This window comes from Streptomyces sp. NPDC060031 (assembly GCF_042736805.1).
GTDB lineage: Bacteria > Actinomycetota > Actinomycetes > Streptomycetales > Streptomycetaceae > Streptomyces.
Window position 1 is genome coordinate 98651 of the sequence record NZ_JBHWVM010000003.1, and the last position, 16980, is coordinate 115630.

The 16980-nt window shown below is 71.8% G+C and carries 15 protein-coding genes and 3 pseudogenes; 11 read left to right on the plus strand and 7 right to left on the minus strand.

What is annotated here, in order from left to right; all coding sequences use genetic code 11:
• The first annotated feature begins 48 nt into the window (after positions 1-48).
• Positions 49-1365, plus strand: a complete 1317-nt coding sequence (locus ACFWB8_RS02155; protein WP_385221146.1) for a HEAT repeat domain-containing protein — start codon at positions 49-51, stop codon at positions 1363-1365.
• Between the two features lie 214 nt (positions 1366-1579).
• On the opposite strand, the gene ACFWB8_RS02160 is transcribed toward ACFWB8_RS02155, so the two are convergent.
• The gene (locus ACFWB8_RS02160; protein ID WP_385221149.1) at positions 1580-2224 is read right to left on the minus strand and encodes a DUF4304 domain-containing protein; all 645 of its coding nucleotides are present in this window, start codon (positions 2222-2224) and stop codon (positions 1580-1582) included.
• 140 nt (positions 2225-2364) lie between these two features.
• On the opposite strand from ACFWB8_RS02160, the gene ACFWB8_RS02165 reads away from it, so the two are divergent.
• Together ACFWB8_RS02165 and ACFWB8_RS02170 are read left to right on the plus strand one after the other, a co-directional pair.
• Positions 2365-2820: a hypothetical protein gene (locus ACFWB8_RS02165; RefSeq protein WP_385221152.1), complete on the plus strand. Its 456-nt coding sequence runs from the start codon at positions 2365-2367 to the stop codon at positions 2818-2820.
• A 100-nt stretch (positions 2821-2920) separates the two neighbouring features.
• Positions 2921-3349: a DUF6234 family protein gene (locus ACFWB8_RS02170; protein ID WP_385221155.1), complete on the plus strand. Its 429-nt coding sequence runs from the start codon at positions 2921-2923 to the stop codon at positions 3347-3349.
• 176 nt (positions 3350-3525) lie between these two features.
• On the opposite strand, the gene ACFWB8_RS02175 is transcribed toward ACFWB8_RS02170, so the two are convergent.
• Positions 3526-4143 carry a hypothetical protein gene (locus tag ACFWB8_RS02175; protein ID WP_385221158.1) on the minus strand — a complete coding sequence of 206 codons (618 nt, stop codon included), beginning with the start codon at positions 4141-4143 and terminating at the stop codon, positions 3526-3528.
• 311 nt (positions 4144-4454) lie between these two features.
• Here ACFWB8_RS02175 and ACFWB8_RS02180 point away from each other — a divergent pair, with 311 nt between their 5' ends.
• Positions 4455-5246, plus strand: a complete 792-nt coding sequence (locus ACFWB8_RS02180) for a DUF2785 domain-containing protein (protein WP_385221161.1) — start codon at positions 4455-4457, stop codon at positions 5244-5246.
• A 174-nt stretch (positions 5247-5420) separates the two neighbouring features.
• Entirely contained in the window at positions 5421-6737 is a 1317-nt protein-coding gene (locus tag ACFWB8_RS02185) for a DUF6236 family protein (protein ID WP_385221164.1), read from the plus strand.
• Positions 6738-6821: 84 nt separating this feature from the next.
• Here ACFWB8_RS02185 and ACFWB8_RS02190 read toward each other — a convergent pair.
• Together ACFWB8_RS02190 and ACFWB8_RS02195 are read right to left on the minus strand one after the other, a co-directional pair.
• Positions 6822-7020 (minus strand): annotated as a pseudogene (locus ACFWB8_RS02190) (DUF885 family protein); the annotation flags it as partial.
• A gap of 1 nt (position 7021) precedes the next feature.
• Positions 7022-7387, minus strand: a pseudogene (locus ACFWB8_RS02195) (DUF885 family protein); the annotation flags it as partial.
• Positions 7388-7542: 155 nt separating this feature from the next.
• On the opposite strand from ACFWB8_RS02195, the gene ACFWB8_RS02200 reads away from it, so the two are divergent.
• The 3 genes from ACFWB8_RS02200 to ACFWB8_RS02210 are packed head-to-tail and all read left to right on the plus strand — an operon-like array spanning position 7543 to position 10330.
• On the plus strand, positions 7543-8403 hold the full coding sequence (locus ACFWB8_RS02200; RefSeq protein ID WP_385221166.1) for a CPBP family intramembrane glutamic endopeptidase: 861 nt from the start codon (positions 7543-7545) through the stop codon (positions 8401-8403).
• Entirely contained in the window at positions 8400-9722 is a 1323-nt protein-coding gene (locus ACFWB8_RS02205) for a sensor histidine kinase (RefSeq protein WP_385221169.1), read from the plus strand. The genes ACFWB8_RS02200 and ACFWB8_RS02205 overlap by 4 nt, the downstream gene beginning before the upstream one ends.
• The gene (locus ACFWB8_RS02210) at positions 9686-10330 is read left to right on the plus strand and encodes a response regulator (protein ID WP_385221172.1); all 645 of its coding nucleotides are present in this window, start codon (positions 9686-9688) and stop codon (positions 10328-10330) included. The genes ACFWB8_RS02205 and ACFWB8_RS02210 overlap by 37 nt, the downstream gene beginning before the upstream one ends.
• Before the next feature lie 42 nt (positions 10331-10372).
• Here the strand turns inward: ACFWB8_RS02210 and ACFWB8_RS02215 are convergent, their stop codons facing one another.
• On the minus strand, positions 10373-10936 hold the full coding sequence (locus tag ACFWB8_RS02215; RefSeq protein ID WP_385221175.1) for a DM13 domain-containing protein: 564 nt from the start codon (positions 10934-10936) through the stop codon (positions 10373-10375).
• 129 nt (positions 10937-11065) lie between these two features.
• On the opposite strand from ACFWB8_RS02215, the pseudogene ACFWB8_RS02220 reads away from it, so the two are divergent.
• A pseudogene (locus ACFWB8_RS02220) lies at positions 11066-11245 on the plus strand (LuxR C-terminal-related transcriptional regulator); the annotation flags it as partial.
• 216 nt (positions 11246-11461) lie between these two features.
• Here the strand turns inward: ACFWB8_RS02220 and ACFWB8_RS02225 are convergent.
• A complete protein-coding gene (locus ACFWB8_RS02225) occupies positions 11462-12748 on the minus strand; it encodes a chloride channel protein (RefSeq protein WP_385221178.1) in 1287 nt (428 codons plus the stop codon).
• Positions 12749-12942: 194 nt separating this feature from the next.
• Entirely contained in the window at positions 12943-14802 is a 1860-nt protein-coding gene (locus tag ACFWB8_RS02230; RefSeq protein WP_385221180.1) for an ABC transporter permease, read from the minus strand.
• Positions 14803-14911: 109 nt separating this feature from the next.
• Here ACFWB8_RS02230 and ACFWB8_RS02235 point away from each other — a divergent pair, with 109 nt between their 5' ends.
• Positions 14912-16201 (plus strand): sensor histidine kinase, encoded by a 1290-nt coding sequence (locus ACFWB8_RS02235; RefSeq protein WP_385221183.1) that lies wholly within the window; start codon positions 14912-14914, stop codon positions 16199-16201.
• A 44-nt stretch (positions 16202-16245) separates the two neighbouring features.
• Positions 16246-16881 (plus strand): response regulator, encoded by a 636-nt coding sequence (locus tag ACFWB8_RS02240; protein WP_385221300.1) that lies wholly within the window; start codon positions 16246-16248, stop codon positions 16879-16881.
• Positions 16882-16980: the final 99 nt, after the last annotated feature.

Here is a 16980-nt window from a genome sequence, read left to right on the forward strand (position 1 = left end):
GAGCAATTGGCCGGGGAGCTCACCGGCTCGTGGGAGTCGACGCGGGCGGTGCGGGACGCGCTGGTGCAGCAGGGCGCCGAGGTCGTGGGACCGGTGCTCGAGGTGCTGTGCGATGAGTGGTCGCCGGTGGAGTGGAGCGTCTCCTCGGACGTGTTGTGCCGGATCGGGCAGCCCGCCCTTCTGCCCCTGGCGGAAACCATCGCGTCAGCGGATTCGCCCGAGGTCGCACGCAGGGCCCGCTACTCGCTCGGACGGCTTCAGGTGTCCGATCCGGCGGTCTACCTCCCTTTGCTCATCCACCCGCATCCCCAGGTCCGTGCCGACGCGCTTTTCGCTTTCCAGCGCCTGGGCGAGGCCGCGCTGGCTTTCGCGGATCGGCTGATCCCGTTGCTGGATGACGCGGACACGGCAGTCCGACAGCGGGCCGTCCGCGTGTTCGAGGAGATCGGCGGGGCGGCGGTTCCCGTGTTGCGGCGGCTCCGCCGGACGCCTGTTCCGGGTCGGCGGCTCCGGAGCGGTGCCCTGGAGGCCCTCGCAGCCATCGGGGGGCCGTCCGCCCTGGACGAAGCCGACCGGAACGCAGTACGCCGACTGACCCGGATCAAGCAGATCGACGAGGTGCCGGAAGGCATGCATCTGTGCGGCTCCTGGTACGCGGTGCCCACAGCGGACCAACGTGCGGTCCTGCAGGCTTTCGACCTGGGTGCAGGGGAGCCGGTCACCGTACGGACGGGGGCTGCCGCCTGGAACCACGATCACCACAACTGGAACAGGCGAGGCCACGACGCGTGCGCGCGGGTGTTCGTCAGCCCCGTACTCGACGGCTACACGCTCGTGTTCGGCGATTCCTCCCAGGACACGCACCGCATCGAGGACGCAGGCGACGACGGCCGCGACGCGGCCATGGAACGCGTCGTGCGCGAGCGGTGCACGGACCTGAGCCGCCGGTTCGGGGCCGCGCAGTGGTACGGGATGAGTTGCGGGGACGGATGGACTGCCTGGTGCATCGCCGAGAAGGGTGAAGTGATCCGCTTCTACGATGCGTTCGACGCGGAAGGGTCCGGCGACGACGGCCCCGGACATTCGGCGGAAGCCGGCTACCTGCTGCCGCACGAGGACCGTTTCCCGGACGACGCCTTCGACGGGGTGAACCCTTCGGATGCCGGGGCGTTCGCGGCCCGGTACGAGCACGTGAAGCGGGAGCTCGAGATCCCCGACACCTGCTACGCCGTCGACATAGCCGCCCGGCTGTCAGTCGACCCGGGATCGGTCGGCGCTGCCACCCTCGTCAGGGGCCATGGCCTTCTTGCTCTGACCGCGTGCGGCCGCGAACACGGCCACCCCGCCGGTGCCCTTCCCGTCTGACCCACCGAACCCGCACGGCCTCCAAGCCTGCTCGTGTGTGCCGCACGCCCGGGTAGAGTCCGGGTTCCGGTCCGCACCCGGGCAGCTGGCCGGGATGCCACCGCCATCAACGTCGGCGACGAGACGGGCTTTGTGGAAGCCCAGGCCATTTGCCGGCCCGAACGCGTCTCGGAGCAGACCCACCGGGAACAGCGGAAACCCCGGCGGGGGCCACTCATCCGGCTGTGCCGTTCCGCGCTGCCAGTCGTTGTCGCGTCCACGTGGCGAAGTTGTCGCCGGGACTCGCCACCTGCACGTCTGTCAGCAGGGATTCGATCTCCTGCTTCGGAGCGTCGTCGACCCGAAGGAGGATCTCCACTCTCGTGAGCGGCACGAGTCGCACGACCGGCAAGGCCGGGTGGCGGCATTCCTCCAGGAGATTGCTTCGGTCGAGAAGGTGGACGATCTGCGGGACGGTCTCATCGCGCAGGACCGCCGCCAGCGCCTCGCCGCAGACGAGGCCGTTGTCCGCGCGCAGGGCCCACCGGTCGCGGAACGACATCCCGGAGTCCGGAGCGTGCGCTGCCTGGAGCGGCGGGATCACGCTGCCGGCCAGCACCGCGGGGCCGAAGGCGATGGGGGCTCGGGTCTCACCGTCGACCGAGTACCGGTCCATCCACTCCCGGTACGGCGCCGGCACGATGCGGTAGCCGACCTCGAAGACCGCCGCACCAGGGTCTACGTAGTGACGGGCGAACCCGAGAACGGCCTGATCGCCATTGCTCGCGATGAGGCGGAAGGTGCGGCCGGACCTTTCGAAGCCAGCGGCTTTCATCACGGGGGCCACGTGCTGTTTGACCAGCAGGTCCAACGGTGTCATCGATGTCTTCCCGGTTCTGCGTCCACGTCCCTCGATCTTCCCCGATGTCGAGCTGAGCGAAGCCGAGCGGCACTGACCGCACCGCGCCTCGAGGGGTCGGCTGGGGGGTGGTGTCGGCATGGAAAGACATAATCCGGGGTGTGGACCTGAGACCGGAGTTGTTGCCGCCACCCGTGAGCCGGCAACGGCTGGACGAGCTGTGTGCCGAGGCCGATCGGATCGCTGAGCTGCTGGCCGCCCGCCCTGAGGCGGCGGGCGAGGCGATCGCGGCCTTCAACGCGATGACCGGTCACGACTACGTGGCCCTCGACTTCGCTGAGTACGACGGAAGCAGGAGCCTGGAGGAGTTCGCGCGGGAGGCGGCCAGGCCAGCCCGCCCCGTGGTCGCGGACACCACCCGGGACGAGCTCGTCGAGATCGTTCGCAGACTCCAGCTGTCCTTCCCGGAGAGCGACCACTATCTCCGGCTTCTGGAGGCGAACGTGCCGCATCCCCGAGTGGGTGACATGGTCTTCCACCCCTCGGACACAATGCAGGGCGCGTCTGCGGAGCAGATCGTCGATGAGGCTCTGAAGTACCGACCCGTCGCGCTCTGACCTGTAACCGAGGAACCGCTCGAGCAGGCCGCGCTTATCGGTCACCGCATGAGTACGCGTACTCATGCGCACCCCTTGGCCGGCTTGGCAGGGTGCGGCCATGACGCATGTACTCCCCGAACCTTCGCCTCGACGCCGATGGCCCTGGTCGAGCAAGACGACCCGTGCGAAGGACGTGGCCATTGGCATCGTGCTGTTCCTGACAGAGGTCGCCGTATACGTGGGGAAGAGCTTCGGCGACGGCATGGAGGTATGGGCTGCGCAGGGGGACGAAGCGAGGATCGAAGCGGCGCGACTCGCGAGCCTCGCCTGGACGGAGCACTGCCTCGTCGTCATTCTGGTCCTTGCCGGGCTCGCGGCGCTGGCCCGCGCACCGTGGACGGTGCTCCTGCAACTCCTGGCGGCTGGTGCCGTGGCCGCGCTCCTCGTGCTCGCGCAGCACGACTACGACCGCACCCACCCACGTCCCGCGCCCATCCCGAGCGCCGGGTACTCGCCCTGCTACAGCGGCAGCGGGAGGTGCAACTGATATGCCCGGTTCCGCCAACTAGACTACGCCATAAGCCAATTGAACCGTCCAGTCGCATGCCGGGAGCGTAGTGAACGGCCCCTGCCGAACCAGGCACTGCCGGAGGCGTGGCCAACGGAGGCTGACCATTGGAGCACCGGGCGCGAACGGAGCGTTCCCACCCGGCGCCACGACAGTCAGTACAGCTTGTTCACCGCGGTCCGCAGGGTGTTCTTCCAGGCGGCCACGGGCGGTTCGCCCCAGTAGCTGGACCACAGGACCAGCGTGACCGTGTCCCCGTCGCGGCCCACACCCCACAGGTAGTTGAAGTCGGGGCGCTCGTGGGCGTCGGCGTTGAAGGTGTGCATCCCCTGGAGGGTGGCGCCCTCTTCCACGTCCACCACGCCGTGGTCATAGGCGGTCGCGGTCACACCGGGCGCCTGTGGGCCGTTCGCGCAATCGGCGTAGCCCTGCCGGGTCGCGTCCGCGAACGTGATGGCCTCGGCCTCCGTGGGGAAGACCACCACCTTCTGCTGAGCGGATGCGGTCTCCGCGGTGCTGAAATCCCGGTTCCAGACGTTCACCTCGGGGCGCTCCGCCGGCCAGCCCGCCAGACAGGTGTGTGCCTCGCCCCAGCCCCGCGAGACCGGGGCGGCGCGCCACGACTCGGTTTTGGGCAGGTCGGAGATGTACAGCGTCCCTGGTCGCGGCCGCCACTGGTCGGCGCCCGCGGCCGAGCCCGACGCCACCCCGACCGCCAGCACCGCGGCCCCCACCGCGATGCCGGCCCCTCGCATCCGTGTACGTACCCCCATGGTTTCCCCTTCCCCCCGTGTGTCGCGATCGCGATGCCCCGTCCCGGCGGGGACGGCACTCCGTTCCAGCGTGAGGTTGCCTCCGTCCCGGCGGCCGGACCTTCGGACACAATGACCTGAAACCCGGCTCCGCTGGCCGAAAACGACAAACAACATCAAAGGGGAGTCGTACGCGAGCGCCACGAGTCCCGCACCGGGGAAGGCGCGCTGGGCAGTTGCCGGGATCGCCCGCGGGCCGACCCGTGGTGATGACACGGCGGCCGGCGGTAACTCGCGGCGCGGCAGGGCGGTGTGGGTCTATTCTGCCCGTCATGATCGACTGGAACAGCATCGAAGCCGCAGACTGCGCCGTGCCCGCCGACCGTCCCATGGAAGAACTGGTGCGCGGACTCTCCCACGCCCTGGCGGATCCCGATCCGCTGATCCGGGACGGAGCGGCCTACTCCGTCCTGTCGGCCTGGATAGACCGCGGGGTGATCGACGAACCCCGGCGGCTGGCGCTGGGAGACGAGATGGCCGCCCGCTTCTCCGACCGGGAGATCCAGGCACGCACGTTCGCTCCCCTCGTGCTCGACATGCTCGTGGGCAAGGGGGATTTCAGGGCCGACTGGGTGGCCGCGTTCGAGCGGTGGTACCCGAGCGAGAGGGACCTGCGCGGCCACGACGAGAAGCTCGGCTGGCTCCACGCGGTCGCGCACGGCGCGGACCTGCTGGGCCGGTTCGGGGGCCACCCCGAGGTGGCGCCCGTACGGATGCTGGACCTCGCCGCCGCCCGGCTGACAGCGCACACCGATCACGTATTCGACCAACTGGAGGACGACCGTCTGGCAACGGCGATCGCCCGTATCCTCACCCGGTCCGACATGAGCGAGCGCGACGCGACGACCTGGCTGGAGCCGGTCGGCACCTGCTTCGGAGCCGATCGCATCAGGACCCCGGTTCCCGCACACCTCACCAACTGCCTGCGCACGCTGCGCATGCTCTACGTATTCGCGGACCGGGGCGTACGGCCGAACGCCGCGTCGGCGCCGCAGGCCCTTCACCACCACGAGGCAGTCAAGGCTCACCTCGCCGCGGTCCTCGATCTGATCGTCAAGCGGTGACGACGATCTACGGCCGGGCTCGACCGTAGGCCCCGCACGCCGCGGCCATCGGTGTGAGTCCCGGGCGAGCGCCGTCCCCCGGCAGACCCCGCGCCGCGATCACCAGCCTCTGGAATCGCGGACCCGCTCGTCGTCCCTTCCGCAGGCGGGCAGCCAGGGGGCATCGTGTCTCCCGTGAATGACGTTGCGCTCTACTTCCCGTACGTCAACTTCCCCGACGACGCATGGGTCAAGGCGGCGGCCCTGCACTGGCCGCAGCTCGGGCGGATCCACCCGACGGGCTACCACGGCCTGCGGGACTCCGACACGGTCAAGCGTCTCCAGGACGAGCTCGACTTCATCGTGGATGTGAGGCCCAACGGCAGCAGCCCGCGTTGGGTGGGCGACGACGTCGTGACGAGGGTCGATCCTGTCGGTGCCCGTTGGAGCCGATCGTTGGGCCACGAGGATCAAGTGGTCGTGCTGTTCTTCGACTTCCTCGACAGATACCAGGATCAGATGATCCCGCGGTACGGGGCCGATGCGCTCGGTGTTGAATCCCTGCGCACTTGGGACGTCTATGACGAACTCCTGCCACTCGATCCCCGGTTGCAAAAGGTGCATCCGGGAAAGATGACTTACGGTCTCGCGCAGCGGCTGGCGGATGTCGGACTGCTGGTGTCAAGGAGCTATCAGTGGCGCCGCGCAGATGACGGGAAGGTCCTCCACACAAGCGACCTGGCGATGCACCACCGCTTGGCCGGCGCCTATTTGGCGATCCTCGCGGACGTGGTCGCTCGGGAGAACGGGATGACCCCGGTCACCGATCAAGCGTCCTTCTGCGCCGCCCCCTTGGGGTGGACAGTCGAGGCCATGGCACAGATCCTGCTCGCCGACGACAACGAGACCTCGGCAGAGGGCCCGACGGACTCCAGCCACATGTTCGCGGTACTGGCCCTGCAAACCGTCGTTCCCCGGGACCTGGCCGAGGTACCGGTCGAACGGATCATTGAAGCGCGGCGGAGGCTGCTGCCGGAACTGATGCGCTATCGCGAGTTCCTCGACTCGCTCACACCGGACTTCGTCGAGATCAGTGCGGTACGAGACCACGAGGTGCGAGCGGCCAAGCTGCGCAACCACGTGGAGAGCAAGATCGGGCAACCGCTCGAGACGATGGAACGTGAGCTCGGACGGCTCGGCCTACAGCCGGTCCGAGCCGCCCTGAGCCTTCAAACGCTCGCACCGTCGGCGGCGTTGGGCGTACTGGCCGGCACCCTTCACCTGCCGTCCTCCGTCACCAGCGCAGGCGTGGTCGCAGGGTGCCTCGTCGGAGCGGCAACCAGTGCCCTCGACCAGCGAAGGCAGGTGCTCGCCGGCCACCCCGCCAGCTACCTGTTGAACCTGCGGCACGAGCTCGGCCCCTCTGACGCCGTCGCACAGATCCGCTCTGCCATCCGTCGGGCGGCACCTCAACGACGACGCCGGGGCTGGCGCAGGCGGGCCCGTCGATGACGACCCTCACCCGGGCGGATTTCCCCTGCAGGAAGTCCTGGCCCGGGAGTCGGTCAAGCAGCACCGGCGCGCTGACCCGGCCGCTCACAGCCGGCCCGGTTCCTCCCTCAAATCGTCCAGCCCCAGGGGAGCCGCGCGACAGCGCGGCCATGTGCCACCGCTTGAGTTCGAAATCCGCGCCCTGCCTGGCCCGGGCCGTCTCCCGGCCCTGCAACCAGGCCCGTTCGCCCAGCTTGTACGTGATCGCCTGCGCCGGCCGGTCCAGGTAGCGGACGATCTCACTGTGCCACGGGCATCAGCGAGAAGATCTTGCGTGCCTGGTGCAGTGGCGAGGAGAGGTTGGCGACCGCACGCAGGTGCTCACCGGCCTCGAACTGCGCCAGCTCCGCCCCGAGCCTCTCCTCCAGCAGGTTCGCGCACCGCCGCTCCACCTCGCTGCCCGCGCCCGGCGCCCGCTCAACAGCCCGGAGCCGTACAAGGGTCGAGCGCGCGAGCTCGGCCACGGCCCGCCGGCCGTCCGGCGAGAGATCGGGGAGCGCGCCCGAAGCGCCGGGTATCCCCAGGACGGTGCCGACGATCGGATCGAGCTCGACCAGGGCGTCGACGGAGGCGTCTGAGATCCGACGGGGCAGGGCGTCCGATGGGTTCAGCGCCCCGAGCGCGTGCTCCGGCGGGGCGCGGGGCCAGGTCGCCCGCCCGGGCGGTGGTGGAGTTGGGTACACCCCCGCCGGGGGGCCAGGTGCAGTGTCCGGGGCCGCCCGGCCCGGCATCGTCGTCTGCGTAGGGACACGAGCAGACGGGTGGGATGGCCATGGAAACGGTGGCGGTGGACGGCGTGGAACCGGCGGGGCGCGGCGGCCTGTGGGGTGCGGCGGGGGTGTTCACCGCGGTGGCCTTCGTGGCGGCCGGGATATTCGGGGCGGTGCAGGCGGGGACCGGTGTGCCGACCGAGGTGGTGCAGTTGACCCAGTTCGGGCCGGCCGTCGGGGTGGGCGCGGTCGCGCTGTACCGGGGGAGGCGGACCCGCGAGCTGCTGCGGGGCGGGGGCAGGGGTAGGGGTAGGGGTGGTGGCGCGGGCGGGCGGGGACCCGGCGGCTGGAGGGCCGTCCTCGGCACGGCCGCTCTGATCGTCGCGCTCACCGTGCTCGTGCACGGGGTGGCTTCCGGCGGAGTGGGCTTCACACCTCCCGGAGCCCTGCACCACCCCTTGGCACTGATCGCGGCTGCCCAGCTGGTGGGGGCGTGCGGCGAGGAGATCGGCTGGCGCTGCTTCCTCCAGCCGCTGCTGCGGACCCGGTACGGGACGCTGGTCTCGTCGGTGACGGTGGGCTTGGTGTGGGGTGCCTGGCACGTACCGGTCTTCGAGCAGGCCCCGGCCTACGCCGCGGGATTCCTCGTCGCCACCGTGGCCATGTCGGTCGTGCTGGGTGTCGCGCTCGACGGCACGGGCGGTTCGTACCGCCTGATGCTCTCGGGCGGCTTCCACACGCTCGTCAACCTCGGGCTGCTCCTCTTCATGGACGAGGAGACCGGGGCGGTCCTCCCGATGCTCTGCTTCGGGCTCTCCTGCCTGGTGGTGGCCATGGCGTGGGCCGGACGGCACGCATCGGCACCCGCACCCGCACCCGCACCCGCACCCGCACCGACTACCCTGCACAGGACATGAGTTCGATCACCTCCCGCTTCCTTACGGCTTCCCTCCGGGGCCTGACCGTCGTCGGCCGGTGCCAGCTGGCCGGCCTGTTGGGCCTGGCGGTGACCGTTGCCGGGGCGGGAGTCGTCGGCGCGTTGCTCCTGCTGCCCGTCGGCCTCGGCCACCGGCTGCTGCCGCCGGCCGCGGCCGCGCTGCGCCGGTGCGCCGACCGCGCCCGCGTACGGGCGGCACACTGGTCGGGGGTGCGGATCAGCCCGCCGGGTCCGCTCCCGCGGACGGCGGGAGCCCGCGCGGTGCTGGCCGACGCGGGGTTCTGGCGGGACCTGGCCTGGGCGTGGCTGGAGCCCTTGGTCGGCGGTCTGCTGGTCGGCATACCCCCGTCCCTCGTCGCGTACGGGGTGTTCGGGGCGTTCGTCCAGCCGTTCGTGTGGCGGCTGCTCGACGACGGGAACTGGTACGCGTTCGTCCCCGTGCACAGCCCCGTCCTGATGCTCGCGGCGCTGGTGCTGGGCCTCGTCTTCACGGCGGGGGGCCTCCTCATCGCACCCCACGTCCTGCGCCTGCACGCCCGCTGGAGCCGGCTGCTCCTCACCGCACCTCGAACTGCCGAACTCACGCGCCGCATAGAGCAGTTGACGCAAACGCGGACCGACGCCCTGGACAGCAGCGCGGCGGAACTCCAGCGCATCGAGCGGGATCTGCACGACGGGGCACAGGCCCGGCTCGTCGCCGTGGGCATGCGCCTCGACAGCGCGATGCGCCTGCTGCACCACGATCCGCCGGGCGCCCGCGCCGCGCTGCTGGAGGGGCGCGAGCTGTCGGCGCGGGCCCTGAAGGACCTGCGCGATCTGGTCCGGGGCATCCAGCCGCCGGTCCTCACCGACCGCGGGCTGGGCGACGCCGTGCGCTCCCTGGCCCTCGACAGCTTCCTCGACGTGCACGTCGAGGCCCGCCTGTCCGGGCGGCTGCCGGCCGCCGTCGAATCCGCCGCCTATTTCGCGGTCAACGAGCTGTTGGCCAACGCCGCGAAGCACTCCGGCGCCGACCGCATCGACATCGTCCTCACACACGACACCGTCCTGGCGCACGACGGCGACGGCGCGCACGACGGCGACGGCGCGGGTGACGGCGACCCGCGGCTGCGCATCACCGTCACCGACGACGGGCGCGGCGGGGCGGATCCCGCCCGGGGGAGCGGACTGCTCGGCGTCCGGAGGCGATTGGCTACCTTCGACGGGAACCTCGCCCTGCACAGTCCGCAGGGCGGACCGACCACCGTGACCCTGGAGATACCGTGCGCGTCGTTCTTGCCGAAGACCTCTTCCTCCTGAGGGACGGCTTGGTCCGCACGCTCGAGGAGCACGGCTTCGACGTGGTCGCCGCCGTGGACAACGGTCCGTCCCTCCTGCGGGCCCTGTTGGCGGAGAAGCCGGACGTCGCGGTCGTCGACGTACGCCTGCCGCCGACCTTCACCGACGAGGGCCTCCAAGCGGCCCTCGAAGCCCGCCGGCACCATCCCGGTCTGCCCGTCCTGGTCCTCTCCCAGTACGTCGACCAGCTCTACGCCAACGAGCTCCTGGCGAGCGGCGACGGTGGTGTGGGTTACCTGCTCAAGGACCGGGTGACGGACACCGGCCAGTTCGTCGACGCCGTACGCCGCGTCGCCGTCGGCGGCACCGTCCTGGACCCGCAGGTCATCGCCCGGCTGCTGTCGCGCGGCGACGCCCGGGGCACCATCTCCGCGCTCACCCCCCGGGAACGCGACGTCTTGGAACTGATGGCGGAGGGCCGCTCGAACACCGCCATCGCGGGCACCCTCCACTTCAGCGAGAGCGCCGTCGCGAAGCACACCGCGAGCATCTTCGCCAAGCTCGGCATCGCCCCGTCCACCGAGGACAACCGCCGGGTTCTGGCCGTCCTCGCATACCTCCGGCGTTAGGTACCACTGGCGCCGGGCGCCCGGCCCTGGCCGGTGGCGGCGTCACACCGTGGTCAGAGCCGCCGCGCCGAAGGAGACGTCGAAGCGGTCGCACCAGATGGTGACGCTCGTGTAGTCGGCCAGCTCCACGTCGGCCGGAACCTCGTAGTTCTGGTCGCCCTTGTTCCCCTTGAGCTTGCCCAGGCTCACGTATGTCCCGTCGTCGAAGACGGTCCAGCCGGCGGCGCCCTCCCGGACCGGAGCGTCGGTCAGCCAGACGCGGAGGTCCGGGCCGTTGCTGGTGTCGAGGTTCTCCAGGCGGAGGATGCGTGAGCCGTCGGGGAGGCGGATCAGTTTCGCCGTGCCCGTGGTGGTGTGCTCGTGGCTGATCAGGGCGCCCTGGGCGAGGGTCTGCGGGCCCGCCGGGGTACGGGACTCGCCGGCCGCCGGAGTCGGCACCGAGGGCCGCGGCGCCCCGGCCGCACTCGGCAACGCCTCCCTGACGGTGTCGTCCTGCCACAGCTTCCACGGCTGGAACCAGTACAGGCCGATGCCCAGCACCACTGCCGCCGCGATCAATGCCCCGGCCCGTACCCGACCGGGCCGCTTCGTATCCGCCACTGCCATCCCCACCTTCTCACCGGTCCACTCACCGCATTCAACGCGGCCGGGACACGAGGCGCCATGGCTGCCCTGGTGACGAAGTGCTTACGTCTGAGGCCGCCTCGGCAGGTGATCCATTCGGTGTGCAGCACCGAGGCGACAGTGAAGACCCACGTGGCCCGGATCTTCGCCAAACTCACCCTGCGCGACCGGGCCCAGGCCGTCGTCCTCGCCTACGAGACAGGACTCGTCGCACCGGGCGCGTCCGCTGACACCGTGTCACCACACCGGGGCGCTGCGAAGGACACCGGAGCCGGCCGGCCGCCGCGCTGAAACGATCGTCCTCGGGCGGGGCCGCTCTACCGTTGACGGGGTGCACAACCTCGTAACAGGCCTTGCCGCGTTCGCCGCCGTCACGAACTCGGGCGCGCGCTCGGGCTGTGCCACAGGCCGGGGAGCGGCAAGAGCGCCGTGCCGTCGGTGATGTGGCCTGAGGTCGCCCGGTACCCCGACGATACGCCGAGCCGGCGGCACGCCGGGTGTTCGCCTTCAGGGGCGTTCCAGTATCCGGCGCCGCAGGCTGTCGTAGATGGGTTCGCTCTCCAGCCAGTCCGCGGTCACGGTCGCGGCGAAACACGCGATCAGCAACGGGACCATCAGCACGGCGGTGCCGGTCATCTCCACGACCAGGACGACGCCCGTGAGCGGCGCCAGTACGACCCCCGTGAACAGGGCGGCCATCCCCACCACCGCGAACGCGGCCGGCCCGGACGCGCGGGCCGGCAGGAGAGGGGAAGCGAGCGCGTGGGCGAGGGTTCCCCACAGGGCCCCCAGGGCCAGCAGCGGGGCGAACAGCCCGCCGGGTGTCGCGGCCGCGTAGCTGAGCGGGCCCGCCACGAACCGGACGGCGAGGAAGGTCACCAGCGCCACCACCGTCATGCTGCCGCCCGCCAGCAGGCGCCTGCTCAGCGGGTCGCCGCCGCCCGTCAGGAGCGGATCGACGGCCATGAGAGCTCCGACCACGGCCCCGATGGCAGCTGCCCGGACGGTGAGCGGCACCCGGGTCAGCCGGTCGCACGCGTCCAACGTCCGTACGACCAGGGCGCTGTAGGCAGCGCCCAGCGCCCCGGCAGCCACGCCGAACAGCAGGAAGACCGGCAGCATCCACACCGGTGCGGCGGGGATGCCCGGCACCGGGAACGCGGTCGCGCCACCGACGAGCAACCGGGAGCAGACCACCGCGGTGACGGTGCCGACGAGCGTCAACAGCACCAGGCGGGGCCTGATCGTGCGGGTCACTTCCTCGCAGACGAACAGCAGCCCGGCCAGCGGAGCGGTGAACGCCGCCGCCAGCCCCGCCCCGCCGAGCGCGGTGTGGAGCAGGCGGGCATCCTCGGCATCCAGCCGACTGCGACGACCGGCCACGAACCCGATCGCGGCGCCCATGTGGACGATCGGGCCCTCCCGCCCCAGAACCAGGCCCGAGCCGATCGCGATGAGGCCGCCGATGAACTTCGCCGGCAGCAGCCACAGCGAACACGGACCGGACTCCTGACGCCACACGGCCTCCACGTGCTGGATCCCGCTGCCCGCCGCGTGCGGGACCCGCTGGGCGATCACACACGCCACCGCCGCGCCCACCGCACAGAGGGCGACCGGGACCAGCCAGCCCATGACGCCCAGACCCGCAGCAGCCTCCACGAACGAGGCGCGCAGCCTGTCGGCATGCTCCAGGCACCACCGGAAACCACCGCCGACCAGACCGACCAGACAGCCGGCCGCCCCCGCGACCACAAAGGCTCGGCCGGTCTTCCGGCAAGGCCGAGCACCGGGCATGGACTGCCTCCACCAAGCCGCACGGGGACGTCCGCCGAGCCTGCACCCCTCAGCCGGTCATCACGACGAACCCCGCCGTAGCCACGCCCCGACCCACCCCGACCGGGCGAACCCGATCGCGGGTCCCCCGCGCGCCGTGCCGGCCCCGCCGCCCTTCCGGCCCCCGCCGGCCCGGCCGGGCCCGTCGCCGGGCGTCAGGCCTCCGCAGCGCCCGAGCGTCGGCGGAGGAGGGTGTGGCCGGCGGGGAGGAGCGTGCACAGGGCCGCCAGGGTGGTGCAGACGGCGGCCACCGCCGCCATGGGGAGCCAGGGGACCACGACGGGGGAGTCGACTCCGAGGACCGCCAGGGCGGCGCGCATGCCGCTCAGGTTGACCGCAGTGACCGCCGTGCCGAGGAGGGCGCCGACCGTGGTCGTCAGGAGGGACTCCGCGGTCGTCACGGCGAGGATCTGGCTACGCGTGGCGCCGGCGAGGCGGAGCAGGCGCAGTTCGCCGGCCCGGTCGGAGGTTGACATCAGCAAGGTGTTGGCCAGCGCGATCGCCGTATAGGCCAGCGCGATGCCGAGGACCAGAACGAACCCGAGCACGGTGTAGCGGTTGGCGCGGGGGTGGGTCTCCGTGACCCAGTCGGCCTTGGTGCGCACCATCGCGCCGTATCCGGCCGCCGCCCCCCGGACCGCGGCGGCCGCGCTTGCCGGGGCCTTGACCTCGATGCGGGAGACCTTCGCGCCTGGCGCGTTGCGCGCGGTGACGTAGGCGCCGTTGTTGCCCGTGCCCGTCTTCATGACGGCCACGACGCGCAGGCTGGTCCTGGTGCCGTCCGCCAGCCACAGCGGTACCGAGTCCCCGACGGCGTGCTGCCACCACTCCTCCGTGACGATGATCCCCCCGTCGTCCAGGTCCGCGACCGAGCCGGCCACCACCGGCAGCCGGGAGACCTCCGCCAGCGCCGCCGGGTCGGCCGCCGTGGCCTGCGTCGGGACCTTGACGAAGCCTTCCTCCAGCACCGTCAGCCTGGTGTCGGACAAGGACAGCGCGACCGCCCCGCCCGGGACGGCCAACCGGTCCGGCAGGCGGTCGCCCGTCACCACGTAGTCCGCGCGCGTCTGCGTACGGGCCTCCGTGGCCTTCGCCTCGTTGAGGGTGGCGGCCGCGCCGAGCAGCGACCCGGTCAGCGCGACCATCACCAGGACCGGCGCCGCCACCGCCGCCGTCCGGCGGATCCCGGCGGAGGCGTTCGCCCGTACCAGCCGGCCCGCGTACGAGGTCAGCCGGGCCGGGGCCCACATCAGCAGCCGGATGACGGGCCGTACCAGTACGGGGGCCAGCAGTCCGCAGGCCGAGACCAGCAGCATCGGCTGCCACGTGTACGTCTTGCGCTTCAGCAGATCGCCCGGCTCGGAGCCGAGCCGCCACCCGATGAAGGCGAACGCGAGCAGCAGCAGCCCGCCCCCGGCCGCCCACCGGCCCGGTGTCATCGGCCGCTCGTCCGTCACGGCCTCGCGCAGCGCCTCCAGCGGACCGACCCGCCCCGCCCGCCGGGAGGCGGAGCAGGCCCCCGCCAGTGCCACCAGCAGCCCGGTGCAGAACGCCGCGTACAAGGGCCAGCTCTGATCCCCGATCACGTACGTGGCCGGCGCCAGCCCTTCCGACACGGTCCACCGGGCCATCAGCGGCGCACCCGCCCTGCCCAGTACGCATCCGACCGCGCCCCCGGCCAGCCCCACGGCCGCCGCCTCCGTCATCACCAGTCGCCGCAACTGCCCGGGCGTCGAACCCGCCAGCCGCAGCAGCCCCAGCTCCCGCCGGCGCTGCGACACGGCGTACGAGAACGTCGACGCGACCACGAACACCGATACGAACGAGCTCACCCCGCCCGCCGTGCCCAGCATCGAGTTGATGCCCGCCACCTCGACACCCGGGGGCAGCGCCGCCGACGCCGCGAGCCCCAACCCCATGACAGCCATCAGGGCGACCCCGAGGGCCACCGCCACGAACGTCCCCACCTGTGTCATCCAGCGCCGCCGCAGCGACCTCAACGCGATGTTCAGCATGGCCCGAGCCAACCGCCGCGGACGTTCCCGGTCAGCGGGGCAGGGGCGAGTCTCGAAGGTATGGCCAGCACTACTGTGTGCCGCCCCGGCCGCCGCCTACCGTGACCGCATGCCCCCAAGCCCCCTCGGTCCGGACACGGGCCGGTACCTCCGCTCCGCCCGGCCCTGGCGCGCCGCCGCCTACCTGCTCACCGGCGCTCTGACCGGCGCCGTCGCGTTCACGGTGCTCCTGCTGCTCGCCGTATCCGGGACGGCCCTCGCCGTCGTACTCGTCGGACTGCCGCTGCTGGCCGCGCTCGCACTGGCCGGAGTGCCGTACGCGGCCGTCGAACGCCGCCGGCTGCGGCTGATCGACCCCGGTGCCGAGCGCCTGCCCGACCCGCACCGCGAACCGGACCGCACGGGGCCCGCGGCATGGGCCCTCACCCGGTTCCGCGAGCATGCGACCTGGCGGGAACTGGGCTACATGCTGCTCGCCGCCACCGTCCTGTGGCCGCTGGAGCTCCTCGCCCTCGGCGGCGCGCTGTTCGTGCCGGTCGACCTCATGGCCACCCCAGTCCTGCTCGCCCTCGACGGCGAACAGGTCAACCCCCTCAAGATCCACGGCATCACCGGCTACCCCGGGGCGCTGCTGTGCGCCGCCGCCGGATCGCTGATGCTCCCGCTGTTCCTCCACGGTCTCGGCGCGCTCGCGGTGGCCCGCGCGGCCCTGGCCCGGCTGATGCTGGGTGACGGCCGGGCCGACCTGGCCGTCAAGGTCACCGAACTGACCAGCTCCCGAGCCCGGTTGGCGGCGGCGTTCGACGCCGAACGCCGCCGCATCGAGCGAGACCTCCACGACGGCGCCCAGCAGCGACTCGTCGCGCTCTCCATGACCCTCGGCCTCGCCCGGCTCGACGCCCCGCCCGGCAGCGCGCTCGCCGGGCAGCTCGCCGCCGCACATGCCGAGGCCGGGCAGGCGCTGACCTCGCTGCGCGAGCTCATTCACGGCATCCACCCGCAGGTCCTCACCGACCGGGGGCTGGCGGACGCCGTCGCTGATGTCGCCGACCGCTCCCCGATCCCCGTCGACACCGACTTCGGCCTCCGCGGGAGGCTGCCCGAACAGGCCGAGTCCGCCGGGTACTTCTTCGTCAGCGAAGCCCTCGCCAACGCGGTGAAACACAGCGGAGCGCGCCGGATCTCCGTCACCGGCCGCCACGACGGTGCGCGCCTGACGGTGGAGGTGGAGGACGACGGCTGCGGTGGGGCGGACGCGGCGCGGGGCAGCGGGCTCACGGGGCTGGCCGACCGGATGTCGGTCGCCGACGGCAGACTGACCCTGACCAGTCCTCCCGGAGGCCCGACCCTGCTGCGCGTGGAGATCCCTTGCATCCTGCCGGAACCGAAGGTCCCGTAGAAGCCGGCACTGCCGCTGCTGGAGGCGGCCGCCGGCCGCTCCGCATCGTTCTCGCCGAAGACTCCGTCCTGCTCCGCGAGGGCCTCGTCGGCCTGCTCGCCCGCTTCGGGCACGCGACGGTGGCCGCCGTCGGTGACGCCGAGGAGCTCGAAGCGGCGGTCGCCGAGCACCGGCCGGACATCGTCGTCACCGATGTGCGGATGCCTCCGGACCACACCGACGAGGGGCTGCGCGCCGCCGTGCGCCTGCGTGAACTCCGGCCGGACCTGCCCGTCCTCGTCCTGTCCCAGTACGTGCAGCGCTCCTACGCCGCCGAACTGCTGGACTCGGGGGACGGGACGGCCGTCGGGTACCTGCTCAAGGACCGGATCGGGCAGGTCGAGGAGTTCCTCGACGCGGTCGGGCGAGTGGCGGCCGGCGGCACGGTGGTGGACCCCGAGGTCGTCCGGCAGCTGATCCGCCGCCGGCGCGATCCGCTGGAGCGGTTGACGGCCCGCGAGCGAGAGGTCCTCGCGCTGATCGCCGAGGGGCACTCCAACGCCGAGGTGTCGCGCCGGCTCCACGTCACCGAAGCGGCGGTCGGCAAGCACATCGGCAACATCCTGATGAAGCTGGACCTGCCGCCGGCGCAGGAGTCCCACCGCCGGGTGCTCGCCGTCCTGGCCTACCTTCGGGGCTGACGGGGGGAACCGGTCTTCGGACACGCGCTCCGTCAGTCCGCGTTGCGATGAGTACGGGCTTGCCGCCGGTCTACCCTTCAGGCCCATCGTCACGGAGGA